Annotated in this window: 27 protein-coding genes, 1 tRNA gene, 4 pseudogenes and 1 riboswitch; of the genes and pseudogenes, 19 read left to right on the top strand and 13 right to left on the bottom strand. The window is 54.6% G+C overall.

Translation table 11 applies throughout. The features are described from left to right. The first annotated feature begins 2 nt into the window (after positions 1-2). The 4 genes from SynTAK9802_RS02350 (at position 3) to SynTAK9802_RS02335 (ending at position 2,499) form a co-directional block, all read left to right on the top strand. Complete coding sequence (locus SynTAK9802_RS02350; protein ID WP_186497100.1) at positions 3-1,241, top strand: FGGY-family carbohydrate kinase; 1,239 nt, start codon at positions 3-5, stop codon at positions 1,239-1,241. 180 nt (positions 1,242-1,421) lie between these two features. Continuing rightward, positions 1,422-1,697, top strand: coding sequence for a DUF2470 domain-containing protein (locus SynTAK9802_RS02345; RefSeq protein WP_011363472.1), 276 nt, complete (start codon positions 1,422-1,424; stop codon positions 1,695-1,697). A 54-nt stretch (positions 1,698-1,751) separates the two neighbouring features. Further along, positions 1,752-2,396, top strand: a complete 645-nt coding sequence (locus tag SynTAK9802_RS02340) for a ComF family protein (protein ID WP_186497099.1) — start codon at positions 1,752-1,754, stop codon at positions 2,394-2,396. Between the two features lie 30 nt (positions 2,397-2,426). Further along, positions 2,427-2,499: transfer RNA gene (locus tag SynTAK9802_RS02335), tRNA-Phe, on the top strand. 667 nt (positions 2,500-3,166) lie between these two features. Here SynTAK9802_RS02335 and SynTAK9802_RS02330 read toward each other — a convergent pair. After that, a complete protein-coding gene (locus tag SynTAK9802_RS02330) occupies positions 3,167-3,469 on the bottom strand; it encodes a hypothetical protein (protein WP_186497098.1) in 303 nt (100 codons plus the stop codon). A 158-nt stretch (positions 3,470-3,627) separates the two neighbouring features. Between SynTAK9802_RS02330 and SynTAK9802_RS02325 the strand changes: the two genes are divergently transcribed. Together SynTAK9802_RS02325 and SynTAK9802_RS02320 are read left to right on the top strand one after the other, a co-directional pair. Then, the gene (locus SynTAK9802_RS02325) at positions 3,628-3,762 is read left to right on the top strand and encodes a photosystem II protein Y (protein WP_186497097.1); all 135 of its coding nucleotides are present in this window, start codon (positions 3,628-3,630) and stop codon (positions 3,760-3,762) included. Positions 3,763-4,402: 640 nt separating this feature from the next. Beyond that, on the top strand, positions 4,403-4,834 hold the full coding sequence (locus tag SynTAK9802_RS02320) for a hypothetical protein (protein WP_186497095.1): 432 nt from the start codon (positions 4,403-4,405) through the stop codon (positions 4,832-4,834). A gap of 909 nt (positions 4,835-5,743) precedes the next feature. Here the strand turns inward: SynTAK9802_RS02320 and SynTAK9802_RS02315 are convergent. Together SynTAK9802_RS02315 and SynTAK9802_RS02310 are read right to left on the bottom strand one after the other, a co-directional pair. Then, on the bottom strand, positions 5,744-5,989 hold the full coding sequence (locus tag SynTAK9802_RS02315) for a hypothetical protein (protein WP_186497093.1): 246 nt from the start codon (positions 5,987-5,989) through the stop codon (positions 5,744-5,746). 675 nt (positions 5,990-6,664) lie between these two features. Beyond that, positions 6,665-6,910 carry a DUF1651 domain-containing protein gene (locus SynTAK9802_RS02310; RefSeq protein ID WP_186497091.1) on the bottom strand — a complete coding sequence of 82 codons (246 nt, stop codon included), beginning with the start codon at positions 6,908-6,910 and terminating at the stop codon, positions 6,665-6,667. Between the two features lie 197 nt (positions 6,911-7,107). Here SynTAK9802_RS02310 and SynTAK9802_RS02305 point away from each other — a divergent pair, with 197 nt between their 5' ends. From SynTAK9802_RS02305 to SynTAK9802_RS02295, 3 genes and pseudogenes are all read left to right on the top strand, one after another. Continuing rightward, positions 7,108-7,692, top strand: a complete 585-nt coding sequence (locus tag SynTAK9802_RS02305; protein WP_186497089.1) for a recombinase family protein — start codon at positions 7,108-7,110, stop codon at positions 7,690-7,692. Continuing rightward, positions 7,686-7,868 carry a hypothetical protein gene (locus SynTAK9802_RS02300; RefSeq protein ID WP_186497087.1) on the top strand — a complete coding sequence of 61 codons (183 nt, stop codon included), beginning with the start codon at positions 7,686-7,688 and terminating at the stop codon, positions 7,866-7,868. The genes SynTAK9802_RS02305 and SynTAK9802_RS02300 overlap by 7 nt, the downstream gene beginning before the upstream one ends. Before the next feature lie 307 nt (positions 7,869-8,175). Beyond that, positions 8,176-8,846 (top strand): annotated as a pseudogene (locus SynTAK9802_RS02295) (hydantoin utilization protein A); the annotation flags it as partial. 38 nt (positions 8,847-8,884) lie between these two features. On the opposite strand, the gene SynTAK9802_RS02290 reads toward SynTAK9802_RS02295, so the two are convergent. Both SynTAK9802_RS02290 and SynTAK9802_RS02285 read right to left on the bottom strand, forming a co-directional pair. Beyond that, a complete protein-coding gene (locus SynTAK9802_RS02290) occupies positions 8,885-10,468 on the bottom strand; it encodes an iron uptake porin (protein ID WP_186497085.1) in 1,584 nt (527 codons plus the stop codon). Between the two features lie 68 nt (positions 10,469-10,536). Beyond that, positions 10,537-11,061, bottom strand: a pseudogene (locus SynTAK9802_RS02285) (HupE/UreJ family protein). A 117-nt stretch (positions 11,062-11,178) separates the two neighbouring features. Continuing rightward, positions 11,179-11,328, bottom strand: a riboswitch (cobalamin riboswitch). A gap of 97 nt (positions 11,329-11,425) precedes the next feature. On the opposite strand from SynTAK9802_RS02285, the pseudogene SynTAK9802_RS02280 reads away from it, so the two are divergent. Then, a pseudogene (locus SynTAK9802_RS02280) lies at positions 11,426-12,346 on the top strand (metal ABC transporter substrate-binding protein). Positions 12,347-12,531: 185 nt separating this feature from the next. Here SynTAK9802_RS02280 and SynTAK9802_RS02275 read toward each other — a convergent pair. Continuing rightward, the gene (locus SynTAK9802_RS02275) at positions 12,532-12,816 is read right to left on the bottom strand and encodes a c-type cytochrome (protein WP_186497083.1); all 285 of its coding nucleotides are present in this window, start codon (positions 12,814-12,816) and stop codon (positions 12,532-12,534) included. 291 nt (positions 12,817-13,107) lie between these two features. Here SynTAK9802_RS02275 and SynTAK9802_RS02270 point away from each other — a divergent pair, with 291 nt between their 5' ends. From SynTAK9802_RS02270 to SynTAK9802_RS02255, 4 genes are all read left to right on the top strand, one after another. Next, positions 13,108-13,488 carry a hypothetical protein gene (locus SynTAK9802_RS02270; protein WP_255487810.1) on the top strand — a complete coding sequence of 127 codons (381 nt, stop codon included), beginning with the start codon at positions 13,108-13,110 and terminating at the stop codon, positions 13,486-13,488. Between the two features lie 404 nt (positions 13,489-13,892). Further along, the gene (locus tag SynTAK9802_RS02265; protein ID WP_255487809.1) at positions 13,893-14,057 is read left to right on the top strand and encodes a DUF3721 domain-containing protein; all 165 of its coding nucleotides are present in this window, start codon (positions 13,893-13,895) and stop codon (positions 14,055-14,057) included. Positions 14,058-14,547: 490 nt separating this feature from the next. After that, positions 14,548-14,826, top strand: coding sequence for a DUF3764 family protein (locus tag SynTAK9802_RS02260; protein ID WP_186497077.1), 279 nt, complete (start codon positions 14,548-14,550; stop codon positions 14,824-14,826). An 83-nt stretch (positions 14,827-14,909) separates the two neighbouring features. After that, entirely contained in the window at positions 14,910-15,083 is a 174-nt protein-coding gene (locus tag SynTAK9802_RS02255) for a hypothetical protein (RefSeq protein WP_186497075.1), read from the top strand. 705 nt (positions 15,084-15,788) lie between these two features. Here the strand turns inward: SynTAK9802_RS02255 and SynTAK9802_RS02250 are convergent. After that, positions 15,789-15,983, bottom strand: a complete 195-nt coding sequence (locus SynTAK9802_RS02250; protein ID WP_186497073.1) for a hypothetical protein — start codon at positions 15,981-15,983, stop codon at positions 15,789-15,791. 1,407 nt (positions 15,984-17,390) lie between these two features. Here SynTAK9802_RS02250 and SynTAK9802_RS02245 point away from each other — a divergent pair. After that, complete coding sequence (locus SynTAK9802_RS02245; RefSeq protein WP_186497071.1) at positions 17,391-17,492, top strand: DUF4278 domain-containing protein; 102 nt, start codon at positions 17,391-17,393, stop codon at positions 17,490-17,492. An 868-nt stretch (positions 17,493-18,360) separates the two neighbouring features. Here SynTAK9802_RS02245 and SynTAK9802_RS02240 read toward each other — a convergent pair. Then, a complete protein-coding gene (locus SynTAK9802_RS02240) occupies positions 18,361-18,996 on the bottom strand; it encodes a Crp/Fnr family transcriptional regulator (protein ID WP_186497070.1) in 636 nt (211 codons plus the stop codon). 193 nt (positions 18,997-19,189) lie between these two features. Then, positions 19,190-20,164: a phosphate ABC transporter substrate-binding protein PstS gene (pstS, locus tag SynTAK9802_RS02235; RefSeq protein WP_186497942.1), complete on the bottom strand. Its 975-nt coding sequence runs from the start codon at positions 20,162-20,164 to the stop codon at positions 19,190-19,192. Positions 20,165-20,769: 605 nt separating this feature from the next. On the opposite strand from pstS, the pseudogene SynTAK9802_RS02230 reads away from it, so the two are divergent. The 3 genes and pseudogenes from SynTAK9802_RS02230 to SynTAK9802_RS02220 form a co-directional block, all read left to right on the top strand. Then, a pseudogene (locus SynTAK9802_RS02230) lies at positions 20,770-21,120 on the top strand (proton extrusion protein PcxA); the annotation flags it as partial. After that, entirely contained in the window at positions 21,107-21,493 is a 387-nt protein-coding gene (locus SynTAK9802_RS02225) for a bifunctional adenosylcobinamide kinase/adenosylcobinamide-phosphate guanylyltransferase (RefSeq protein ID WP_255487808.1), read from the top strand. The pseudogene SynTAK9802_RS02230 and the gene SynTAK9802_RS02225, both read left to right, overlap by 14 nt. Positions 21,494-21,620: 127 nt before the next feature. Continuing rightward, entirely contained in the window at positions 21,621-21,806 is a 186-nt protein-coding gene (locus SynTAK9802_RS02220) for a hypothetical protein (RefSeq protein ID WP_186497069.1), read from the top strand. Positions 21,807-22,689: 883 nt separating this feature from the next. On the opposite strand, the gene SynTAK9802_RS02215 is transcribed toward SynTAK9802_RS02220, so the two are convergent. The 3 genes from SynTAK9802_RS02215 to SynTAK9802_RS02205 form a co-directional block, all read right to left on the bottom strand. After that, entirely contained in the window at positions 22,690-22,995 is a 306-nt protein-coding gene (locus tag SynTAK9802_RS02215) for a hypothetical protein (RefSeq protein ID WP_186497068.1), read from the bottom strand. A gap of 332 nt (positions 22,996-23,327) precedes the next feature. Beyond that, positions 23,328-23,705, bottom strand: a complete 378-nt coding sequence (locus SynTAK9802_RS02210; protein ID WP_186497067.1) for a hypothetical protein — start codon at positions 23,703-23,705, stop codon at positions 23,328-23,330. Continuing rightward, complete coding sequence (locus SynTAK9802_RS02205; RefSeq protein ID WP_186497066.1) at positions 23,702-25,135, bottom strand: hypothetical protein; 1,434 nt, start codon at positions 25,133-25,135, stop codon at positions 23,702-23,704. The genes SynTAK9802_RS02210 and SynTAK9802_RS02205 overlap by 4 nt, the downstream gene beginning before the upstream one ends. A gap of 215 nt (positions 25,136-25,350) precedes the next feature. Here SynTAK9802_RS02205 and SynTAK9802_RS02200 point away from each other — a divergent pair, with 215 nt between their 5' ends. Then, complete coding sequence (locus tag SynTAK9802_RS02200) at positions 25,351-25,590, top strand: hypothetical protein (RefSeq protein ID WP_115160618.1); 240 nt, start codon at positions 25,351-25,353, stop codon at positions 25,588-25,590. Here the strand turns inward: SynTAK9802_RS02200 and SynTAK9802_RS02195 are convergent, their stop codons facing one another. Continuing rightward, entirely contained in the window at positions 25,591-26,019 is a 429-nt protein-coding gene (locus SynTAK9802_RS02195) for a hypothetical protein (protein WP_255487807.1), read from the bottom strand. Between the last annotated feature and the right edge of the window lie 75 nt (positions 26,020-26,094).

Below are 26,094 nucleotides of genomic sequence, written 5' to 3'. Positions count from 1 at the left end.
CCATGACGGATTCACCGCTGGTGCTCGGAATCGACCTGGGCACCAGCGGAATCCGCACAGCCGTTGTTGCCGCTAACGGCGCGGTTCTCGACAGCCGATCCCAGGCCTACGGCGGAGACTTCGCCAACCCCCACAGCTGGCGCGAAGGCTGTGGAAATCTGATCAGGGCAATCCCAGCCCAGCTGCGATCCCAGCTGCAAGCCCTCGCCGTGGATGGCACCTCCGGCACGCTGCTGGCCTGTGATCACGATGGTTCCCCACTGGGGGAAGCACTGGCCTATTCCCAGAGCTGCCCTGAGCTGCAGTCAGCCCTGCAGCCTTTGGTGGATCCCGGTAGTCCAGCCGCCAGCTGCAGCAGCAGCCTGGCCCGGGCCTTGCGGCTCCTCAACTGCCATGGCGAGGCGATCCTGCTGCGGCATCAGGCCGACTGGATCAGCGGATGGCTGCTGAACGATTGGCGCTGGGGAGAAGAAGGCAACAACCTGCGTCTGGGTTGGGATCTGATCACGAACAGCTGGCCAGCCCGTTTTGCCGAACAGTCCTGGCGGCAGGCACTGCCTAAAATCCGTCCCAGCGGCAGCATTCTCGGGACGATCGCACCGGAGCAGGCGAAGGCCTTGGGCCTGGAGAACGATCTGATCGTCGTTGCCGGCACAACGGATTCCAATGCCGCCGTTCTCGCCGCCGATCCCGGTCCCGGAGATGGGATCACCGTGCTCGGAACCACCCTGGTGATGAAGTGCTTCACCGAGACGCCCCTGCACGCCCCGGGCGTCACCAGCCATCGCGTGGGGGGACGCTGGCTCTGTGGAGGTGCCTCCAATGCAGGGGCCGGTGTGCTGCGGCGTTTTTACAGCGACGACCAACTCAGCGAACTGAGCCGCCAGATCAACCCGGACACCGACAGCGGACTCCGCCTGCGGCCGCTTCCCGCCCCGGGGGAACGTTTCCCTGTGGATGATCCAGAGGTGCTGCCGGTGCTTGAACCACGGCCGGTGAGCGATGCCCTTTATCTGCATGGACTGCTGGAAGGTCTCGCCGAGATCGAAGCGCAGGGTTGGCAGCGCCTGAACGAGCTGGGTGCTGCTGCACCCAGGCGGATCATCAGCATCGGCGGTGGAGCGCGCAATCCCCAATGGCGACGGCTGCGGGAACGCCGCCTCGGCTGCGCCGTGACGAGTTGCCAAACTCCCCCTGCTGCAGGGGTGGCGCGACTGGCCCAACAGGGCCTGGTCGGGTGAGAATTCCGGCATCACGCCCCACCCCCATGCCCACCAAGCTCCGCGATGGTCTGGCCATCGGCCTTTTCGTCGTTCTGGCCGGGTACGTGGGGTTCAGTGGCATTCGCCTCGGCCTTTTGTTGATCGAGCGCTTCGCTTGAGCCGATCACTGCAAAGATTGCACTCACTTGTTTGATCCCAATGCCTGCAGACCCCCTCACTGATGCCGTCAGCACACGGATCTGCAAACACATGAACGACGACCATGCCGAAGCGGTGCTCGCCTACGCCAAGCACTACGGCGGCGTCAGCAATCCCGCTGCAGCGCGCATGGTGTCTGTGAAAGCAGAAACCATGGAACTGGAGGTGGATGGCGCCAGCGTCAGCATTGCCTTCGATCACACCCTCACCGACAGCGAAGACGCCCACCGCACCTTGGTGGCCATGCTGCGGGCGATGCCCAAAGAAGGCGCCTGATCTCGGAGCGATTCAGCCCAACAGGGGAACGCTCGTTGCAGCGACCCACCTGCTGTGCATCGCGCACTCCTGGCATTTGCCCAAACCCTTCTGATCGAGCCCCGCTGCCCGATCTGCGATGGACCTTGGGACAGCCCGCTGCCGCCGACGGCTCCCTGCACCACGTGCCTCGATGCCCTTGCTCTCCCTGGTCAGGGGCTCAAGGGCTTGCTGCCCTTGCCGTGGTGTGCTCTCGGGCCTTACGCAGGCAATTTGCGCCAGCTGCTGCTGAAGCTGCGTCAACCGCACCAATGCAAAGCGCTTGCGGCCTTGGTTCAGCTGCTGTCTGAGCGCTTCACCCTGCCTGCAACAGCAGTGCTGGTGCCGATTCCAAGCTGGAAGCGGCAACGATCCAACCCCCTGCCGCAGCGCATTGCCCTGGGATTGGGCCGGCCGACGGCAGAGCTGCTGCACCGCACCCGTGCCGGGTTAAGCCAACACCATCTGAACAGATGCCAACGCCAAACCAACCTGATCGGGGCGTTCCGGGCCTTCCCCATGGACAAACAAGGGGCCCACAGCTCGGTCTGGCTCGTGGACGACATCCTCACGACCGGGTCCACTGCTTTGGCTGCCCGTCAGGCCCTTGAAGCTGATGGCCACCACGTGGCTGGATTGATCTGCCTGGGACGAACCCCCGCAAGGGAGCGCAGGCGGTGATTTAAGATTCCCGTGTCGCTTCGGCGGCGCGCCGGGATAGCTCAGTTGGTAGAGCAGGCGACTGAAAATCGCCGTGTCCCCAGTTCAAATCTGGGTCCTGGCATTTCCCAAAACGCCCTAAAAGGCACGCGACAGCATCATATCCGGTGTTATTGCGTGCCTTTTTAGTGCCCCAAACACCTAATTGACTTTTGCCGAATTGGTAGGGGAGCAGTAGGGGAGCACACCTCATCGGTCAGGCAAGGGAAGGTCCCCAGATTTCCCCTACCCACGCACAAAAAAAGACCCCTGGGACTCTCACCCCCCAGAGGCCTGAACCCTCGTCTTCTCGACCCATTCACCTTGCTCCTGGTTTTCTCCTGTGAGGAGTGGGAGAACCGTCAGAGGAGGTAGTGACGACCGTTCCTGGCTCGGTCGCCCGCAGGCATTAAGAAGGGGGGCGTTGCGCCCCCCTGAAGGTCGTTGAGACCTGGTTACTGCTTCAGCGCTCTCTGACCTCATCCCAGTTCTAAGGCGGGTCAGAGCACCAGGGCATGAGCGGAATTACCGCTCAGTCGCCGCCGTTGCAGAGGCGAACTCTGAACTTTGGTTTTGCACTAAGCGATGACCTCTTGGACGCAACCATTGAAATCTTGCTCCCCTACGGCACAACACAGAGCCCAAGAACGATTACTGCCAGGGGGGCGGGAATGACGTTGGCGTAGATTTACATTAGGCACTATAAAAAATATTTCCTTATTCATTGATATAGGATTTACACTTAATGTGTGTCATAGCATTTCTCTTTTACGCCTAATTTCTTGCCCTTGCCGATAAGCCGCCAAATCTTTTTTTGCTCGCCACCATTTCGCAAGACATTCACTACTTTTACACTCTATCCAATTAGCCTCAGTTGCCACAACCATGGCGTGCAGTGCTCGTTCCGCCTTAGTCTCGAAGCGAATCACACCCTCGTCTAAAGGGGCATTAATAAAGTAATCCCAATTAGGCTCGATCATTTTATCAATTTGAATTGTATAGAGTTTATTGCATGAGATTTTCTCTTTAAAATCAGATTTTACGTTACCACGCATGCATAAAGACTAATTTAAGTAAAATATGAATATACAAAATGATAAGCGAAACTGAATTAATCTTACAACCCATTTGCTCTTATGACCAACGGGTGCCTAGTAATTTATTTTAAATTTTAAGGGCTTTGACATTGCTTGAATAAGCTATTAATACATTCATGGATTACCGAGTCGTTGCTGTACTATTTCCAATCCTTCTAGCGCTCTCATGGGCTGGCTACAATATTGGTCGCGCCGCATTAGGTCAGTTACAGCTTGCTCTAGCTAACTTCAAAAAGAACACCAGATCATGATAAGAGCCCTATTCACTTTTTAATTTTTACAGAAACTTCTAGTCTTATTTTTCTATCATCAGTCATAATACATATTAGCTCCGTTATTGCGAAATTTGCTCGAACCAATTTGCAAGCAAATTGCAAACTTTTGCTAGTTTTCAAATATTTCTTCTCACCCTTTCCGGAGTTAACCACTAAATCGGTATACTGCACATAACTCCTAACGAAGAGCCTGACAATCCATCAAGCTTCTTAGGCAGTTACCGCAATAAAGTGCGGTTGGACGGTAGCAATGATCCTAGAAAAACAAGGTAGAGTAAGGTTAAGGCGATGGTTCCGCGAGGTGATGGATTAGAACCTACCGTTGAAAACAAAATGCTCGATGATTAGATCAACAAAGTCTTTGCAGGCAACTGAGGAGATGGCAAGAGATCAATTCCAATTCCAAGAACTGCCCCCTTTTTGGAGTGGCACCTCCACGCGAGAGCAGTGTCATTAGAGGTAGCCTCTGAAGAAACAAAGAGGATCGCCGAGATGATCGGCAGGAAAACCCGTGTGCTGACCGAAGACGGAGAATTCCTAACTGAGGTGAATCCATGAGAATGCCCTGTCTGATGAGGGACGAATGAGGGCATTACTCCTTCTGCTTCTGTCAGCAATGCCTGCGAGTGCAGTCCCACTGCCCTTGGTCTGCGAAGTAACCAGTGAAGAGATTCCCACCATTTCTATTCGTTTGGAAGAGCGAACTCCTACGGCACTTCGAGGAGTTCTGATCCAGGACGACAAACGACTTGGAATATTTATGTCCAGTAAACCAAAGAAATACCGCCAAACCACTTGGTCCTTCTTCACCCAGGATGCCGCTAATTCCGGAAATGCTCTGTTATTTGAGAACGACCTTGTATGGAACCCGCACAAGCGAGTGCCCAAACCAAAGGATGTCAATCGAGTGATCTTTGTTGGGTTGGACAATGCACTCCTTTTTTGGCGAACAGAGGAGTTCGCTCCAAATCGAGAACTTCTGAAAGCAGCGGCGGGTTTCTGGACCATCTCTGCGCAATGCCTGGGTGGTCGGATTATGCGTGGTTAAAACCACTATAAAAATCACAGTGCTAAAGCAGATTTATAGTGTGTCAACCAAATGTTTAGTCTTTGGTCAGGTCAACGCCGATCTCTTTCAAGGCGTTCACGGTTTTGTTCACAGACGGCACCACGGCAATGCGCCGTATGAGTTTATCGAGCGACTTGAGCAACCAATTCCGCCTCTCAGTTTTTTGCAATTGTTTTTGAGGCTCTAAGCCGATCATTGTTAATTAAGTTAAATTAGCTCTGTAGACCTACTCTTGCTGTTACAAATATGCTCTATTGGACCCCAGAAAGTTATCCTATAAGGCTAAAAACTATACAACTTACAGCCTATCTTATCATGCGATCTTGCATGAATTATCCTCTAATCTGATCCACTACATTCGTCTTTGCATTCAAAAGTCGACCAACAATTCTTGTTGTCTCTCCTTCGCCAACATTCAGCCCCGAAAGCTCCTGAAACTTGCTCAAAAAAAGCTTTTCAATTTCCTCGCAAAAATTATCATAAAAGGCGGACAAAGCCTTCCTCTTTTCTTCTCCATAAAGTCTTTCCATGTCCTGTATTATTAACTGATCACCAATATATCAAAATTCAGCCATCCATGGAGCAATAATTTTGCTGCTCCAACTGGAACTCATCACCTCTATTTTCGAGGAAGGCGGAGCGCAATAAGTGTCTCACCATCCTTTGTTTGCGAAAACGCGCACCGTTCACCTCATGACTCATCCATACCCACTCACGAGGGATGAACGGATATTCGCGCCGCCACCCGCAGAAGAGCCCATTGAGAAGGGGGGCGTTTCGCCCCCCCCTGAAGATCCTTGAGACCTGGTTGTGTAGTCCCTATCGGTCTCTGACCTCATCCCTGTTCTAAGGCGAGTCAAAGCACCAGGGCATGAGTGGAACTACCGCTCAGTTGCCGCCATTACAGAAGCGGACTGCTGCTGAGTTGGCCTTGCCCTCAGCGATGACCTCTTGGACGCAACCGTTAAACGCTTTGCTCTCCTGCTTAACGGCACAGAGACCAAGAGCGATTGCCGCCAAGGAAATGGCGGAAACAACGGTGGCGGAGATTTGAATGACGCCGTAGGCGAGCATCGCTTTGTTCTTCCCACCGCACTTGTTGGAGGTTTTCTTGGTGGTGTTCTCTTCGGTCATGAATGAGAAATGACTGAGGAAACGCTATGGACCCTGAATGTGCCTTGAGAGCACATTTCTGATGGGATAACCGCCCTTCTGAGGTCCCCAACAAAAAACCCCTGAGCGCCTATTCCTAGGGTTAGTGAGTCTCACGACTCCGCACCACCACACTCCTCCTGGAAGAGGTGAGCGACTAGGGAGCAGATAGGGAAGTTCCGCAGGGCACAAAAAAAGCAGCGGTATCCCTATCGCTCCTTCGGAAACTGAAAGTGCCGCCGGGCGGGACGACGCCAAGCGACCACCACCTTCACCGATGAAGTGGGACTGCCGTGGATGCCGCGAGCGTTTTCCAAGAAAAGACCCAGGAGTGCTTGACCTCCTGGGTTCCTCGCTCTCATGCGATACGACCGGTCTAACACCACCCAATAAGCATTTGTGCTTACGGGACACCGAACTTTGTATCTCAAAGGCACAAACGCCCAGGTCCTCACACCTTGCTCTTGCTGACGGGCATCCAAAGCGCCCCACGAAACAGGGTTGGTTGTTTTGGAGATGACTTCTGGGATGTCTCCTTGGGTTGCTCTTCGTTTTTGTGGTGTGGGGCGTTGGGGTCGTTGCAGCACATACGCGTGACCTGTCCTGCCTCCTGCCTAACCAAGAGAGGAACAAGGAGGCATCAGCAGATAGACCCGTTCATGGTTCAGCAGTTGCTCCCCACAGAGGTCTCGTCTTCTTCCATCCCTGCGTCTGAAGCGACTTCCACATCTGCTCTGCGGCATCCTTCCGCAGATAACGACGCTCCTTGAGCAGTGGAGGACCTTCGGGCATCTGACGCCCTCGGTCAATGAAGACCTTGGGGTCCCTGACCCAGGCGGAGTTGTCCCGATGGAATCTCCAGACCCAATGGTCGTTGGCGTCTATCAACCATCCCTCTCGCATCGAATCCTCCTGGTGAGTAGTTCACATGTTCTACTCATGGTTCCCGGGGGTGGGTCAAGGAGGAAAAACGGAAGAAACAAGCGTTCCAACAACCGTTCGGTTGCAGGAACACCAGCGAAAACGCCAGAAACTGGGATCAGGCCGTTCCAACAAGGGCGTTCGGTTGCTACTGTTTCGCTAACACCCTTTTTGGAACAATGACTGCCCGCAGCGTTGGATATGCCCGCTGTTCCACGGCATCCCAAAAGACAGACGCTCAGGTTGCAGCGTTGAGAGAAGCAGGTTGCGCGGTCGTCTTTGAGGAAACCATCAGCACGAGGGTCAAAGAGAAAGACCGACCTCAACTACAGGCGGCACTGAATGCCGTCGTGGAAGGCGATGAACTGGTGGTGGTGAAGTTGGATCGCCTCGGCAGAACTCAGGTGGAAGTGGTTTCCCGTCTGCACCAACTGCAGGAGCAGGGGATACATGTCCGAACACTGGATGGATTGGTCAACACCAAAGGTCTGGGGAAATTCGCCCCTGTCCTTATTGGTCTGCTTTCTGGTTTGGCGGAGGTAGAACGCTCGCTGATCCAGGAGCGGACCCTGGAGAGCATCCAGCACCGCAGATCAACAGGCGGGAACTTGGGTGGTCGCCCGAAGACCAATCAAGCAAAGGAACGCCTGGTTCTACGCCTCAGGGACGAGGGGTGCTCCTATCGCTCCATTCGCGAACAGACAGGACTGGCGCTCTCAACAATCCGTCGCATCATTTCTGAACAGGAGGCGGTGTCGTGCTGAAGATTCTTTTAGGCGTAGGTCTTGGCTTCCTCCTCTTCACCAACCAAGAGGCAAGGCAGATCACCGCAGACCTGCTGAGATCAACTGCGAATGCGATTGCCCCTGAGCAAGACGGCAAGACCTTTCAGGACAGGGTGAAGGACGCAGTGGTGGAGACAGTTGTGGAGGGCCACTAAGGGATGGCAGGAGACCAGTTCCGCGTCCAAGAACTGAATCCGTCCATGGAATGGCACTTCCACGCCTCCGCGTCGTCGTTAGAGGTTGCCTCTGAAGAAGCAAGGAGAATCGCCAGGATGATTGGCAGGAAGAGCAGAGTGCTGAACGGGGAACAAGTAGTCCTATCGGAGTTCAATCCGTTGAAGGCGGGTTGATCTAACCCAGAGTTCAAGGGCCAATCACGGGGCGAGTCATGCAGGGTCAAGACGCCCGGCAAGCCCCCCATATCAGAGAATCAAGGGTCTGGATCGAAAACTCACAGCACCGATGTTCGTTCCCATTCTCACCGGACTGGCCGCAGGCGCTGTTCATGTCGTCGGCGGCGCGGATCACCTCGTGGCGATGGCTCCCTTCTCCCTCAACCGACCCCTTGCCGCCTGCCGCAGCGCCCTGGCCTGGGGTGCCGGACATTCCGCCGGGGTCATTGTTCTCGCCCTGATCGCCATCGGCATCAAGGACCTCGCCCACGTTGAGGCCATGTCCTCCTGGGCGGAGTTCCTTGTGGGCGTCGCCCTGCTGGTGGTCGGTGCACTCGCCGTGCGCACTGCCTTCGGGTTGGAGCTGCACAGCCATAGCCATAGCCATAGCCATAGCCATAGCGACAGCAGCACGACCCACCAGCACCTGCATCTGCACGTGCGTGGTCAGAGCAACCACTGCCGTCATGTTCATGCCGCCTCCGGCCTCGGCCTGCTCCACGGTCTGGCCGGTGCCAGCCATCTCCTCGCGGCGCTCCCCGCCCTGGCCCTACCGGCCCATGCCGCCGCCGGCTATCTGATCGCTTATCTGGTCGGCTCGATCAGCGCCATGGTCTCCGTCGTGGCCGCCGTCTCCCTGCTCACCCAGCGCGGTGGTGCCCGTCTGCTGCCCTTCCTCGTTGGCGGTACCGGTGCCCTTCCCATGTCACCAGCGCCATCTGGCTCCAGAAGACCCCGGCGTTCTGCTCTGAGGTTTTCTGGAGCCGAGGCTCCTTAGGTCAGAACACAAATGTCGTCTTGATCAGACCTCCTAGTTGCTGGAAGGTTGAACCATCCGGTGTGAGATCACCCATGGGTCGCGACAGATAGAACAGCGCCGGGGTGATGCTGATGTTGTCGGTCACTTGGAACTGATACCACCACTCCCAGATGAACTGACCATCAGCTGGGGTGTCGCCACCACGCAGATCGGTCGCAAAAACAGGCTGGCCCACAGCCATTCCGGCATTGTTTCCCGCCAGGAACACGTCATTCCACTCCAGTCCCACCGTCCAGGACTGACTGCTGCTCACCTCACCGCTGCTGGCGGTGTCACTACTGTTGAATCCCCAACCAACGCTGACCGCAGGGACCCAACCGCTCTCTTCCGTTGCCCAGAAGCCACCCAGACCAAAGGCGTGGGTAACACCGTTTCCACTCAGATTCTGCTGCGTGAATGGTGTGGCGTAGGCGATCAAGTCATGACCGTTCTGGATCTGGGAGTAGATCGCGGCGACATTCCAACCTTCCGCCTCCCAACCCAGCTGAACCGTGCCGGTTCCTCCGGCCGCATCTGTTGCAATGCCGCCTTGAGAAGAGTCACTGGTTGCACCATTGGCAGCGACATAGTTGGCAGATGCCCGCAGTCCGCTGGAATCAGACCACGAGATGCCTGCACCCGCACCCAGGTTTTTGTTGTAAGCGCCAGGTGCTCCATTGAGCGTCAGCACATCGAGAATCGGATCACTGGGATAAGCACTGGGCCACACCGCCAGCATGTCTTCCTGTCCCACCAATGGCCCCGCGGTAATGGTGATGGAGTCACCAATTGGGAACGAATAAAACAGCTTGTCGATTGCAAAAACATTGGCCCCTCCATCTGCTTGATAAGCAGTCTCCAAAACAGAGAGTGCGGAGGGGCCGCCGCTGCCGAACACACTGGAAGCACCAATGTTTCCAGCGCGTAAAACCGTGCTCAGAAGATCTCTGCCAGAAAACGAGGTCTCCAAGGCCAATTGGAGGTCGTAATTAAAAACAGTTGCGCCCGCGTCCCTGTTATTCGTTGAGCGGAGTTGATCGGCAGATCCCATAAAGCGGTTGGCTCCAGCGACAAATGTCGCGAGACCAGAAAGCTTGGTGGTGGTGGAGAACTGGGTTGCTTCCAGTTCGCCCACCCGGGCCTCGAGGCCGTCAACGCGACCCTTGAGGATGGCCAGCTCGGTTTCGAATTCCTTGAGCAGGCGACGCAGCTCGTCGGTCACTTCAGTGATCCGGTCGAGGCAGGCGTTCAGCAGGGCAGCCGCTTCGTAGCGGGTCATGGCACGGTTGCCACGGAAAGTGCCGTTGGGGTAGCCGGCGACGCAGCCGTAGGTCTCAACCAGACCAGCCAGAGCCTGATAGGCCCAGTCGGTGGGGTAGACGTCAGAGAACTGGGTGACGCTGGTGACCTGATCAAGGCTGTTGCCACTGGCAGTAGCCGCGTAATCAGAAACGCCGTTGATGTTCAGCTCGGTGGCTTGGGCTGCTGGGCTGTTGACAACAGCCAACGGGGCCATCAGGCCAAGGGCGGCAGGAGCCACCAGCAGTTGCTGGAAAATTTTCATTTGTACAAATAAAAGAAACCCCAGAGGTGATCTCTGGGGTCAGAAGCTGTGAAACGGCGTGCTCGTGATCAGTCGATCAGGGCCACCCAGGCAAAGGCCATGCCGATACCCATCCAGATGCCGGCGCCAAGCCGTTGCCCCTGGGAGCCGAGGCGCTCAACCAGAGACTTGGACCAGCTGCTCACCACCAGCAGCAGCGCGCCTTGGCCAATCAGCAGGCCCAGGAAATAGGTGAACAGCGGGGTGGGTTCCGCACCGACGATGGTGCTGCCGAGCAGAAAACCGTGCAGGGCCACCAGCGGCAGCAACCAACGGGTGGAGGCCACGGTGAGAGCCATCAAACCCTCCACCACCAGGCTGAGGGAGACCATGGCCTCCGCCTAGGGAGCAACAGCATCCGGCAGGGGGATGAACTGCGACAGAACACTGCCGCCCAGGCCAGCAGCCAGCAGAGGAATCACCCAGGCGCGGGGACGTTGCAGGCCGATGAAGGCGATGGCCAGCAGAAACAGCAGATGGTCAGGACCCAGCAGCGGGTGGCCAATGCCACTAAGCAATCCCTGCAGAGCGGAAAGGTCTGTGCTGTCTCCCATCCCGAAGGGGTGATGGGCATGGGCAGGGCTGAACAGGGAAAGGGCGACCAATCCTGCAGTGGAGATAACACCAGCCCGCAGCATGGGGCTGGCTTTCGTGAATGCATTCATACGATCCTCGTCGTTTGGAATCCTGGCGGGCGTTCTGACTGACGTGGGCGGAGAGCCGACGTTTCACAGCTGCGGGACAGCGGCAGATTTTCACTGCTCTTTCCCCGTTTCCTTCAGCGGCTGATCCCCGCTGAAACCAGAGCCCTCACACTACAGAGCGCTGCAGCAAGTGCCACAAACCAATGGAAAAGTCACTTATTCACGCTCCACCTCATTAGTTTTGAGGCTCTCGGCCAAAACTCTCTTGCTTCGCATGGGTGCAGGTCTAACCCTTGTATTTCTGGCGCTGATCAGTAGTGGATGTCGCCAAGTTGCCAACCAAGACCAAGCCAACACTGGAAAACCTGTTGTGCTCACCACCTTCACGGTGCTGGCAGACCTGGCCCGCAACGTGGCGGGAGATCGCCTGACCGTTCGATCCATCGTGAAACCGGGGTCGGAGATTCATGGCTACCAGCCCACACCCAGTGACATCGAACGGGCCAGCGATGCCGATCTGATCGTGGAGAACGGGCTGGGGCTCGAACTTTGGGCGAGGAAATTTACCGCCAGCGCCGGCAACATTCCCACCCTGACCCTCTCCGATGGAATGGAGCCTCTGCTGATCGAAGAGGACGCCTACGCCGGTAAGCCCAACCCCCATGCCTGGATGTCGCCGCAGCGCACCATGGCCTACGTGGATCGCTTCGAGCAAGCGTTCCGCGAGCTGGATCCGGCAGGAGCTGATGAATTCGCTACCAACGCCTCCTCCTACAAGCAGAAACTGAATCAGCTCGACCAGGAGTTGCGGGCCGCACTCGCAATGCTTCCCAAAAAGCGTCGTGTGTTGGTGAGTTGCGAAGGAGCCTTCACATAACTAGCCAGCGATTACGGCCTTGATGAGGCTTACCTATGGCCTGTAAATGCTGAAAGCCAGGTCACACCAAAACGCATGGCACGTTTGATCAACACCGTGCGCGAACGCCAGATCCCAGCGATCTTCTGTGAAAGCACAGTGAGCGATAAAAATCAGAGACAGGTTGCAGCCGAATCCGGCGCTCGTTTCGGAGGGACCTTTTATGTGGACTCTCTCTCAACTGAAGATGGACCGGCTCCATCACTGCTGAAGCTGCAGCGTCACAACGTCGAACTGTTGATTCAGGGATTATCAGCAGGCGAAACAGTGAGCAACTGAACCTTCGCCCAGCAAAAATCGAATGATTGCTGGGCGCTAGCCAGAAAGAATTTGGATGTCGTTCGTCTGAACACGAACGACGCTTTCACACGTTGCAGGCAGCACCTAAGCCCTTTCACCCAATCTTGCTCCAGAAACCCACTGGGGTTATTCCAAAAGGATCTCCATAGCAAGGGCTCGTTCGCTCAGGACCAGCCGTTAGTCGATTGGGATTCGACGTAAGCGGCAACATCAGCAATGTCATCTGCGCTGAGCTTGGCTCCAAACGCAGGCATACCGTTCTTGCCGTTGGTCACCTGATAAGCGATGGCTTCTTCATGGCCATCGTTGTAGTTGGCGAGATAAGCCTTGAGATCGTCCTGTTGGAGCGTGCGCTGACCGTTAACGACGTTGCCGCCTCCGATGTGGCAGGCCGCGCAATTGGACGAAAACACCTGCTCACCATGGGCCACATCTGCAGCAGAAACCATGGAAGGCGCGAACAACGCGATCAAAGCGGCCAGCGCGAGAGAAAAAGGTGACGCATGGATAGGTGTTTTGACTCACGAAGCTTGCTCTTGAAGCCCCAGCAATCGATTCAAAGCACATGATTCTTCAATTTTTATTTAGCGAGAGGCAAAGGGACTCTCTGCAGAATGGGCTCCACGCTTCATTGGGCCTGACTACCAGTGAGATCATTCCTGATTGCCCTGATAGCAGTGGTTGTGGTGTTCCTTCATGGGACCCCAGCCTCAGCCTGCGTGGAGGGTTTGGCCTGGGGAATGCCGCTGGAGCAGTTAACGAGCCATCTGGGCGATGGACAACAACTGACGCAAGAGGCATCCGGGCGTTACGTCGCTCGAGATGTGCTGTTAGATCGATTGCCCGTTTCACAAGCCATCTTTGAGGTGGACTCTGAAAAGGGGCTGACGAACTTGGCCTACGAGTTCGCTATTGACGACATGACAGAGGTTCTGGCGGGCCTACGGGCTCGGCACGGACAACCGCTCAGCACCAACGTTGAGCACAGTAGCCGCAACGAACAGATCTGGGTCTGGAACACCGGAGACGACTTGATCACCGCCGTGAAGAAAGATGCCAACGAACAACAGAACTTTTTGATCTCTTACCGGCCAAGTCGCTTAAGGCCGGAATCACTCTGAAGGATCAGTGGAAAAAGCAACCAATACATTCGCGAGACGACCCGATCGGCCCAGGAAGAGAAGCGTCACAAAGTCTCTCTAGGAATTAGTTTTATTTCAGCTGCCCTTGTTGTCATAGCCGTATTGGTTCTAAAACTTGGCTACTGCTGTGAATGGTTCGGCTTCCATTTGGGCGTCGAATAACCCACCTCAAAGAACCAAGTCAGTACTATCATCTTCATGGGAGTGAACTCAAGATTTCATGCCTCACCTATCCGCTAATAACAATGTGACTGCCGTTCCCATAGGTCACTTCACTGACGAAGTCGTGAATCGGATGCATACTGGGTTCTCGTAGCACTTGATACATGAAACGAGTTCTTCTCCTTGTCGGCTCCATCTTGATGATTACCGCAGGGTGCTCCATGGGTGATTCCAATAAGGAGCAGCCCAAGAAGGCGATGTTCAAAACGCAAGCTGAGGCTGAGGCGGCTGCTCCTGAATTTGGTTGTACAGGTGCTCACCAGATGGGTGAGATGTGGATGGTTTGCGAAAAGCACGAGCAAGCTGGCCACAAGGGGCACAACTAATTCACCCGCGTAGTAGGCCACGCCCGTGAGGCGAGCCCACGAAGAAGAAGTACAAGCTCTGGGCTCCGTCGTGGCAGAAGGAGATGGGCTGGGTTCCTGAGGCGAGTTGACGCCAAAGCAGCCCTCAATGTCATCGGAATTACATTCCTTGAGGAGTATTAAGTAACTCAAAGTTGGTATCAAGCAGTTAAGTGACTGCACTGCAGCGGGTTTACATAACTCATTCGGGAACTACATGGAACGCAATACTGAGTCTTCCGATTGTCTTTAGGTTTCTGCTTATGGCATTCGCGGGGACAATCGTTGCAACCATGGCTAGATCAAAAAAAGACTTTGCCTTGCTTGCGGGCACCTTCCTCTTAGGGCTTGTAGGCTTAGAAGCAGTCCTGAATTTCTTCGGCGTCTAGACCTTCCACGTTGCAGAAGGAGATGGGCTGGGCTTCCGAAGCTGGTTAAAACAATCCTATTGCGAACTAGAACCACTCAAACCATGACTGAGACAACTGTTCTGGACTTCAAGCTCAGCAACACGTTTGAGGAATATCGCGCGCATATGAATGCTCCTGAACAGCAAGCGATGTTTGCCGAGATGGGAGTCAAGACCTTCTTCATTGGTGTCTGCAAGGACGACCCCAAAAGAGCGACAGTGATGTTTCAAGGACCCGAGGACGTCCTCTACAACATCTTCACGAACCCAGAGACCAAGCCGATTGTTGAAGCTTCTGGTCATGTCTATGAAGGCACCGTGATCACACGTTGGCTTGCTTGACCCAACGCCGACCTCGTGACCCACATAGTCCCCAGAGTCTGAATTGAGCCGATAGGGTCAGCGGACTCTTAGGCCTGCCTCTCTTGAACCGTCATCCGAACATTGCCTTCTTCGGTGGCACCGTGATCATCGCGATCATGGTCATGGCTGCCTTCGCCAACGTCGCCAACGCTTGCCACCACAACGCCGAAACAGCCGAGCAAACCTCCACAGAGGCTCCTCGGAAGGCTGACGAAAAGACTGAAGTTGAAGCTTGAGGGAGACGCGGGCGATGGAACCCGCGCATTCCATCTCCCAAGACGTGGCAGTGGTGCTCGCGTCAGGCCCACTCTTTAACCAGCCCTTAATCAGGATCAATGAGTCTTAATGCTCAATAGGTGTACAGAAGGCCACATGACGGCACCTGACCCGCCAATGTGAACGAGAGGCAGTGGTGCCTTAAATGCGTCAAGCATGGGAGGTGAGGCTGAGGGGCCCGCCTCTTTTTTTATTCAGCGCTTGACCCAACGCCACAGGCGAGACACCACCCAAACACAACAGAAGAAAGTAAGTAAAAGTCCCTAATGCACTCAAGGCATCCACGGACATACGACGCATGTCTTTAGATTTTCTTAACGCACTGTTGTGCATTCTCCAGACTGCTCGGCTGGAGAAATTCATAGGCGGGTAATGCACGACCCGCCTTTTTTATGTGCTTCATTCACTCAGAAAGTGCTGCTACCTGAGTGGATTTTTAAGCGCGACGTGCTCGGCGGCTTTGAGCTGAATCCAGAGGGGATTCTCCTGAGACCGTAGTTATTACGTTTAATGGACAGGCGAGAGCACGAAAAGGAGCATGCTTGCCTTCCGAGATGACTGAACCTATTGGGGCGCCGCCTGTCAGATCAATTGTCATAACCGAACAAAATCTTTGAAAGGTCTACGGACGCGTTGCTCGGAACCGCCGATCGGCTTCCCGTACCTCACCTGATCAAGCGCCACAGACGGGCCATCAGACCACTGGGATTGCGTTGATTCTCGCGATCCTGCCAATCCGAGTAAGAACTCAAATCAATCTCTTCAGGCAGTGGCGCCCAGCCACCCATCCATGTGTTGATCTTCGGCGCGCGCTGGTTGCAGGGCAGCGTCTCCAGCCAGTTGATGTAGTCGCGATTCATGATCCGTGGCCAGTGGTGCAGATGAGACGAGATCGGCGAGGGAACGACGGTCTTGGCTCGGGTGATCTGTTCCGACGGCTGGCCGGATCACCCTGTCTGGAAATGGGATGAGGCCCCGTTCTCAGCCGAGGCCCCGTTAGTAGCTGGAAGAAGCACGAAACCAGCCACTGGAGGAGTCATGGAGATGGCTGAGCTCAAGAAACTGACTAAGGACAAGCGACAAGCCGTCCACCAACAACTGTCACAGTGCCAGTTGGGTAGAGATAGTGAATATGTGAGGAAAAACGCCTCACGGGGTGGAAACAAGGTCACACTCCCGAGAGACGTTTTGGAGCCCCTGCCTTCGGCGGGGGTTTCTTTTTGGCTCGCGTTATCCACAGACCAAGTGGCGCTGCCTGCAGCTTCAAGCTTCAAAATGCCTCAAAAGCACTACCACTAGTGCTTCAAGGCATAAAAAAACCCGGTGTGACGCGCACATCGGGCCAGGTGATGGGGGAACTGACAATATGGCCCAGCTCTTAGCCACTGCCTAGCCCCACATTTGGTGTCTTAAGAGTCGGTACAGAACTTCACCGCACTATGTCCGGAATATGGATTTGTTGGCACTTCTGAGTCCAACGAGGCTAGTTTTGTCCAGTCCGGTCGGGTGATGGGGATCAACCGAAAGGATTAGCGACCTCGGAGACACCTCCGGGGTTTCTTTTTAAGTAATGGCCATAAACCAAAGATCTAGCTAAGGGTTGAAATTCAACCATCCCGATTTAGATGACCTCTGGATATCCCGAAATAACGGAGCAAAATCCCTTGGTGCCCATGCAATCTGTGGGTCACCGGGAACGACTCGCAAAGTTCGTTGGCGAATTGTGGGCACAACGCCGACACGTTGTTGAGACTCGGCGCCGTATCGATAAGAGATTTGCGGATGAGAACGACTGGTTTGTCCGCAAAGACACTGAACTCGTGGACTGAACTCCTGTCTGGCTATGGCAAAGCCCAGACCATCAGAGCTATGACCTCAATAGAGACACGTCCCCACGAGAGGGTGGTGGGCTTGGCTCAGGTGATCTGCTCTATAGAGCTGCAGCGGATCACCCTGTCTGCGATTCCGTAGTAAGTCATGCGATTTAGTTGAAGTCAATGCGGTTACGACGGAATTGCACCGCAACTGGCAGAGCTGGCGGTGCAGCGGAGCTTCAATTGCTCGGGGCTCCGCTTGCCTGGAATTGGATGAGGGCACTGAGCTGAATCCAGCCAAAAAGTGCTGTGTATCCATCTGAACGACAGAGGGGTTGACGCTGCCCCTATGAAGGGCCTGTAGCAACCGCTACCAACAACGTTCACCTCGCTCCTGCGAGGCGCAGATCACCAGGGCAAGGAACGGGGACCTGGATTTCTGAGGAACCACAAATGACCCTGACCTATCGCGGCCAGAAGTACGACCAGCAGAAAGTGGCTGGCGCTTCCTACAAGCCTGCTCTGACCTACCGCGGCGTTTCATACGCCAAGTGATCAAGGCTTATCAGAAGATCCCAAGCCCCTGCCCTCGGCGGGGGTTTCTTTTTGCCTACGAGTCAGCGCCGACGTGGCAGAAGGAGATGGGCTAAACACGAAGGGGAACACCGACATCTCCTTAGGCTGGCTCGGAAAGCGGCTTCATTGAGCTGGCTCAGATTGCTGACTGATTAGCGACTACTGGAAAGCCGTCTGACCTTCATCGCTGAACTGGTAGCTCTCCTTGCGTAGGTCTTCCTCAAGCTTTTGTAGTTTTGCGCTCAAGACGGCAACTTTCTTGCTGTGACCAATGGACGAGAAGCAGGCAAGCCGACAAGCCTCCCACCGAAGACCGAACTCCAGCCTCTCAATGGGAGTTTTGGCTGCTGCCATCCCTCTCCTTATCAACGGGGTAAAAACTAAAAAAGAAAAATTGGTTGCCGTAGGGAATGTGTCTACGAGCGTTTAGTGATTACCGCACCGCCCGCCTGAGTCGATGACTCGGCGGCGGATGCTGTGGAACAACGCGAAAAGCTTGTCAGGCGACGCAGCAGAAGGACGCTGGCGCCGTGGTGAGTGCCATCCGCTAGCTCGATCACATGACCGGCATCGGATACAACTCCCACCGCGGCCTCGGCATACGCCGTTGAAATGCATTGGCGAAGCAATTCACAAGTGAATTAAGAGGAGGTTTCACATCGCCTACAGGGAGGCGAGCTGAGACAAACCTTCAACCCCAGCACAAAACAGCTCCAGCCTCCACGCCGGTTGCCGCCAGCACACCAACAACACAAACGCCATCAGCGACAGCATCAGCGGAACCTCCACCTGAACTCGAACACTTCAGGGTTTGAGCCGGCGGTTTTGCCGGCTCTTTTTTTTGCCTTCAACGGCGACCGGTGCCAGTCACCACCAGATGCCTGGAGGCATCAATCTGAAGCCAGCCTTCATCCCGCAACTGCCCCAACACGCGGGTCACGGTCACCCGTGTGGTGCTCAGGGCACTGGCGATCTCCTGATGGGTCAAGCGAAGGTTGAGCCGCAAACCGGCCTCACAGGGTTCGCCAAAGTCCTTGGCGAGCAGCTCCAAAAAGCCCCGCACCCGTTCTTCGACGCGACGCAGCCCCAGCAGGGCCAGGAGCGACTCCGCCTGGCGGTAGCGGGCGGCCATGGCCTTGGCCAAACCAAGCGCTAACTGAGGAGACTGCTCGAACTCCGCCAGATTGCAGCAGAGCAGATCGCAATCGGTGAGCGCTACAGCCTCATAGGCCTCCACATTGGTGAATGCGGCACCGAAGGGTTCGTTGGGACCCACCAGGCCAAGCACCAGCTCGTCGCCATGCACCGACAGCGCCCCGAGCTTCACCATGCCGCGCACCACAAACCAAACACTGTTCTTCAGCAGAGGAACGAAACTTCCCGCGGTGACATGAACAACATTGCGATTGTCGTAGCTGCTTTCAAGAAACGCCTTGAAGCCCAGAGCTGTTGAACTCAGATCAACCGACGGAGTGGCAAGCATTTGGAATCCCGTGAATCCAGAAAAACTGTATTAGGGACAACATCGATTCCCAACAAAGAGCTGGGAGAGATTCGGGAGAGATTCGGTTAAGAAGGCTCTAACACTGATCGCCATTTGATTCATTCAGCCCATAAAAAAAGGGCCCCGAGGGGCCCGTTGATGTTTGGTTTTGAAAAACCAATTCAAGCCAAGATCACTTGCCGATCTTGTTGACAGCGGCCTTGGACTTGGCCAGGATGTCGCCCTTGAGGGGAACGAAGCCCAGAGAAGGGGCCTTGTTCTGAGCAGCGTCGCTCAACATGTAGTTGAAGGCGTCCTGAACCACCTTGGCATTGTCTCCGTTGCCGGTTTTGTACGCCAGAACCCAGGTGAGGGTTGCGATGGGGTATGCGCCCTTGGCGGTGGGGTTGGGGTTCTTGCCAGCCAGGTCCTTGTCCAGGCTGATGCCATTGAGGGCCTTGGCACCCGCAGCCACAGAGGGCTTGAGGAACTCACCGGACTTGTTCTGGAGAGCGGCGGCAACCACCTTGCCCTTGATGTACGACTGGTTCACATAACCGATCGCGCCTTCACGGTTCTGGATCAGGCCAGCCACACCGGAGTTGCCCTTGGCGCCAACGCCAGCGGGCCACTTCACGGACTTACCGGTGCCGAGGGTCCAGGTCTTGGAGAAGGCCTGCATGGAGTTGGTGAAGGCCTTGGTGGTGCCAGAGCCATCGGAACGGTGCACCCAGGTGAGGGTGCCGGGCTTGCAGCCGAGCTCCTTCCAGTCCTTGATCATGCCCATGGCGACCTTGACGGCCTGCTCCTGGGTGAGCTTCAGGTTGCAACCGGGCTTGTTGTAGCCGAAGGCGATGGTGCCACCCACCATCGGGATCTGAACCACACCACGGGTGACCTTGGCCATGTCCTTCTTCTTCATCGGATCATCCGATGCACCGAAGTTCACGGTCTGGTCGATGAAGGCTTTACGGCCGGAACCGGAACCCACGGCCTGGTAGTTGACCTGAGGGCCGCCAGCCTTGGCCAGGTCGGCGAACCAACGCTGGTAGATCTTGGCCGGGAAGGAGGCGCCAGCGCCATTCAGCCTTTCAGCAGCTGAAGCAGGTACTCCAACCACAAGGGCCAGGGCGGAGGAAAGCAGGAGAGCTTTTTGTGCAGTGCGAATCACAACCGGAAGAGAAGGCTGATGCACCTCACGTATAGTTGATGAACACGGTGAATGTCGTTATGCGGCGCTTAACGAGAATTAAGCTTTGAATAAAAATGCGTTAAATCAGCCAAACAGTCCTGATTGACTTACTTATTCGCAGGAAGATGTATCAGAACTAGATGACACTGGGCATCAAATTTCAACCAGTCCTCTTCACGAAGCAAGCCAAAAACTCGCGTAGCCGTGACACGTTGGTGCTCAAGGCACTGGTACTATCTTGATGAATTAGGCGCCGGCTCAAGCGAAGACCATCCTCGCAGGGCATCCCATAGTCCTGGGCAATCAGCTCTATAAATCCCCTGACGCGATCCTCGATTCGACGAAGACCCAGCAGGGGCAAAAGCTGCTCTGCTTAGCGGTAGCGAGCCCCGATGGCATCCATCATCGCCATCGAGAGCTCAGGTGATAGCTGGATTTCATCCAGACTCAGACAGAGCAGACCGTAATCCGTTGATATGATTCATGCGGAGCCCAGCTCTTCATTCAGACTGAGACGTGTATGGAAACTTGCCGCGATATTGAAGTTCGATGATGTGAAGGTAGTGTCGGCGGAAGTGGTGGGCCTGATCGCTTTCGCCATGGTGTGTTTTCTGAGCCGTGATGAACTGCGTGTTCTGCGTGGATTTGTTGATGAGGCGGTTTACGGGCTGAGTGATTCCGCCAAGGCCTTCGCCATCATCCTGTTCACCGACATCTTCGTCGGATACCACAGCCCGGAAGGTTGGCAGGTCTTGCTGGAAGGGGTTGCCGAGCATTTCGGTCTTCCCTCCAGCCAAAGTTTCGTCAACCTCTTCATCGCGACATTCCCGGTGGTGTTGGCGACGATCTTCAAGTATTGGATTTTCAGGTACCTCAACCGTGTGTCTCCGTCTTCCGTCGCGACGCTGAAGGGAATGAATGGCAGTGGTTGACCCCTCCTCCTCAGTGGAGCCCCCCGTTGCCGGCCAGGCCAGCCGGCTGATCCTGGTGAGTGGGCCAACCCGCAGTGGCAAGAGCCGCTGGGCAGAGCACCTGTTGAAACACCACCCTGTTGTCACCTACATCGCCACGGCGGCCGCCAGGCCGGATGACCGTGATTGGCAAAAGCGTTTGGAGGCCCACCGGCAGCGTCGGCCCGACCATTGGAGCGTTGTTGAATGTGGGGCAGAGCTGGTAAGCGTGATCAACGGCCTGGCTCCCGGGCAATCTGTTCTGATTGATGCCCTCGGTGGCTTTGTTGCCCACCAGACATTTCCAGTCTCAAGTGGGGCGATGACGGCGACTTGTCTCCTAACGACACTCTGAATCTGGTGGAGAAATTGACCAGAGCAGAACAAGAGTCCCAAGAGGTAGGCGGAGCAACCCTCAACTCCAGTTCTCTTTCCAACGAGGATCCCTCCTAAGAGTCTTAGGTGTTGGACCTCTTTAAGACATGACAAGCGGGCAGTTCCGAGTACAAGAACTGAATCCCTTTATGGAATGGCATCTCCACACCACAGCAACGTCTTTAGAGATCGCCTGCGAAGAAGCAAAGAGGATCGCCAAGATTATCGGCAGAAAAACCCGAGTCGTCAGCGAAGGCGGTGCAGTACTCAGTGAGGTGGATCCAGGGCAATAAAGTCCATTCAATAGACGAAAATTACGGGAACCTGATGAACCTGCTCTATCCCTGAATCAACGCTTCAATCTCCCTTGCGGTTTTTGATAGGCAACCAGTCCTCTGTGTAAGTGGTCATCCATCTTGCTTTCCTCCACCTCTCAAACATGGACTCTCCCCCATACCTCTTGATGAGATCGTGGAGTGTCATCCCCCCGAGATCACAACCATCAACAGGACAAGCAAGGATAAAAGTGTCACCTTTACGGGCATAACCCATCACTGCTTTGTGCTTCCCGCATTTTGGGCACACACACCTGAATGTCTCCTTTCCATTGAAGTTGTCTCTTCGCCTTACCCCATTCAATTTGTGAGACATCTCCAAAAAGAATGGATACTCAATATGCAAATCTGTTCTAAACTTGTATCCCATAAGATTGCTTCTATTGTTACCGATTACTAACATTCATCCATACTTAATACCCAAACTCTTATAGATAGAGTGGGCATGATAATTTTGGATTCTTAAAGAACTTAGAGACCCTTAAGGGTCGCCATAAATAGTCACCTGAAAGACCAAAAGACATAAATACAAAAAGAATGTCATTTAAAATATAGATACCTTGTGCATCTAAGACGTATTCCAACAAGAGGAGCCAATGCCCTTGTTATCATACATAGCAAATCTATTTACCAAATCATGACAATTAAGACACCAACCAAGCAAGATACTTTTACTATCTCCTATCAAAGACAAGAAGCAAAGAAGGTGATAGGAATGGAATATGAGTTAATGGAGCACTTTGGTTTTAACCGATCGCAACTCCATAAGAACCTGGTCAGAGATGCCTACAGAAAACTGTCTATGCTTTAATCAAAACAATACCGAATTCACGAACAACAATCAGTAGAGTTGAATATGAATGATATGCAACTGACCTTCTATACTGTTGTAATCCTGAATTTTTTGCATTAGAGGGATCATACATTCCTCTTTTACATTCCACGTAGTTGTAACGCCGCCATTACTCCCCTGCCATTCAGCACCATCACCAAGACTTTTCATAATATCGTCAATATCATCCCTTTCATCAAGAAAGATCTTTTGACGCTTCTCTTCGTCAGCAAAAACAGCAATTAAATCTTCGGTTTTATTGTCATAGTCACAATAAAGACAGAGGCAATAAGTCCTGGAATTAGTTTTAGGCATAATAAATAGCGAGAACTACGCTTGGTATCGAAATTTACCGATTTAATCTCAAAAGAAAATTGCTAGCAATTAATTGCGCGCAAGAGCGCCTAGGAGGGCGGACGTTCGAGGTTAAAAGGTATTTGATTTATATCGAGGGAAAGGACGAATCCTTTGTTTCGATGAGTCGATTATAGCACTTTTTCACTAAAAGAGCAACGTTTGAGCCTACAGACTTACCCATTGATCTTCTTCGTGTCGATTCATCTCAGGCAGTGAACCTATACAAACCAATCTCTTCAGCGTTAGAGGACGCACCTCTTATCCAGGCCTGTAAGGCGAAGAAGCAATGTTCAAGGCACCATCCAGTCGTCTTCTCCCATCTCAACTCCTGCAAGGAGTTCAGCCGCAGCAGCTATCTTTCCTTGATCACTGATCCAGTGAGCAGCAGTATCGAACTGCTGCTTGTTCATGCGCTCAAGACCTACCTCCCTGTGCAGATCGCTGAACTCTTGGGCACAACGCAGCATCAAGCACTTCAGCAGCAGGTAGTGGTCGTCAATGGAGGAGTCCTCGAACACCTCCCTCACGATCCCGTTAGCGATTGAGCTGTAGTACTGCTTGGTCGTTTTTTTATACGATTCCTTCTTGGCAGCAGACTTCTGTGCTTTGCGAAGGAGGTTCTCCAGGTCCTTGTCGGATGGAACGAGGTTGTCGTCTGCACTTCTCATGGGTTGTTCTCCACCCGTCGAACCATTGACCAATTCCCTGGAGTGATTGCTGCACGTGCCTTTGCTGCTGTCTTCTCACGCTGGATAAAGCGCAAATAACGCTCCTCCAGCATCTTTGGTGACGTATGGCCGTTGTCCGCAAAATCCCGGATGTATTGAGTGGTCCCGAGTTCTGGGTAATCCTCCAGAGTCAATCGGAACGCGGTGTGGCGGCAGGTGGTCCAATCAATCCCTTTGGTTGGGATACCTGCCTTCTCACATGCCTTCTTGAGAAGGAAGTTGATGGTCTCTCCAACGTTGCTCTCGTTTTCACTGCCTTCCGTCCGCTTGATGTGGGGGAAGTTCAACCAACCCTTGGGTTTCCTCTTGAGGATGCGGCGGACGTTCTCCAACGCATCTGGTCGGTAGGCATAGGTGTCGTGCTTGTCCCTATCGCTCTTCGTTTTCTCAAGGAAACAGATGATCTGAGGTTCTCCCGCATCGGTCAGTCGCTCGCTGAACCACTCACTTCTCAACCGAGGAGCATCCTCACTTCGGAGGTAATAGAACCACTCCAAGTGGAGCGCGTCATACAAATCAACCCAGTTGCGTGAGTTCTGACGGTTCGTCGGGGTCCAAGGCAGTTCCCGATATTCCTCCGCCGTCAGAGACCGGCGAGCAGCACCACCCGACAGTTCGGCAGCAACGCGAACCAATTGCTCCCACTCCTGATGGGAGAAGTGCCTCTTCTGACGCACGCTCTTCTTGATCGCAGGAAACTCAGGGCAGGACAGCGCAGGGAAATCTGCCTTCGCCTCTTTGAACAGGTTGCGGATAAGGGTCTTGTATTGCCTTCTGGTCTCTTCTCCTGAGTTGCCCTTCGCTTCACAGTTCTCCCTGACGAGACGAAAGAACTCCAAAAAGTCGTTGCTCGTAATCGCCTGAATGCTTTTGACCGTCGCCCAGGGTTGAACGCCTATGCCTGTGGTCCCGTTCCAAAGGTTCCTCTTGTCGCTCAACCAGCGGTTTTGGTTATCCCGTGGTTCCAGTTCCGCCTTGGCATACCAACGCTCCCAATAGACCGACAGAGCGTGTTGCTTCTCCACTTCCCGCACTTGGGACTGTGAGAGGAGGTTCTGCCACTTCTTTTGAGAGGCAGCGACCGCGACCTTTGCTGCTTCCCAGGGGTCGGTGGTCCCGCAAGTCCCTTCTATATAGATGCGCTTTCCCCGCCCCCGATTGGTTTTGCCAGCAAAAGGACGAGGGTCATCTGCTTTCTCCGGCAGGAAGCGCCACTGGAGGTTCTTGGTCTTTCTGCTGTTCGCACTGGGTTTCTGACGGACGACCGATAGAGAGGTGTGGGGGATATTCCCTTTGCCCCCCAGGTCGCGCACCACGTTGAGGGTGTGAAGGGTGCCGTCGATCCATTCCTGTGGCAGCGACCGTCCCATAGAGTTCCCCTACCGAAACACCTTCCAGGAGTGGTTCGGACCTACCGCAAATCATCCCGATGGTATGGGAGCGGTATGGGAGCAGCAAGCAAAAACGCCCAAAAAGGGCATTTTTAGTATCGCTGCTATACAGATTGAGCGCTTAAAGGGGCGAATTGTCGCAACGCCCCCAGTTCAAATCTGGGTCCTGGCATCACATTGATGCCAAAACTGCCGTGTCATTCATCTCTCCAGATGCAGGCACAGATCGCGTTTTCGACAACGCCGACAGTTTTGCAATGGTGTTTGACCGCACCTGGAAGCAACTGCGAAGCAGCAACAAGGCTGAACTCAGCCAGGAAGAGCATCTCGAAGCCGTGCTCGAGGCGATGGCCGATCACCCCTTCCTGATCAGTTCCCCAGAGATGGCACGCCAGGTGGCCGCCTTCCGGATCAGGTTGCTGGAACTGGCCTGATCAAGCGGAGAGCAGATCGATCTGGGGATCATCCACATATTCCGTGTCATCGCTGAGGGGCTCATCACTTAAGGCCTCGTCCTCGACGCGGTCGTCGTCCATCTCCATTTCAGGAGCTTCTGGGGTGTCGTGATCGTGCTCTGCTGAAGCCTCCTCGGCGTGGGAATCAGCGTGAAGCTCCACGACCTCGCCTGGGCTCAGACGATCCCGAAGCATCCGCACCTTTTCTTCGCTGGCCAGGAGCAGTTCGCCGGCGTCATCGCTGACCGCGGCGATCTCCGCATCCTCCAGCTGCTGGCCCTCAACCTCCGCCAAGCGCGTCTCAAGCTCCATCAACCGATCCGCCAGCGTTTCCACCACTTCACTGAGGCTGAGCAAATGGGTGCACAGCTGTTGCTCGAACGCGGTGCGCGGGGAGGTGGTGGTCACCGGGCTGGCCTCGTGTTGAGAAATTTCGCTGATGGTATCGATGCTGAGCTTCATGTCCACGGCCCTGGGAAAAGC

The organism is Synechococcus sp. TAK9802, from assembly GCF_014279535.1.
GTDB lineage: Bacteria > Cyanobacteriota > Cyanobacteriia > PCC-6307 > Cyanobiaceae > Parasynechococcus.
Note: the sequence above shows the minus strand (reverse complement) of the source record. Positions and strands in the feature narration are given on the sequence as shown.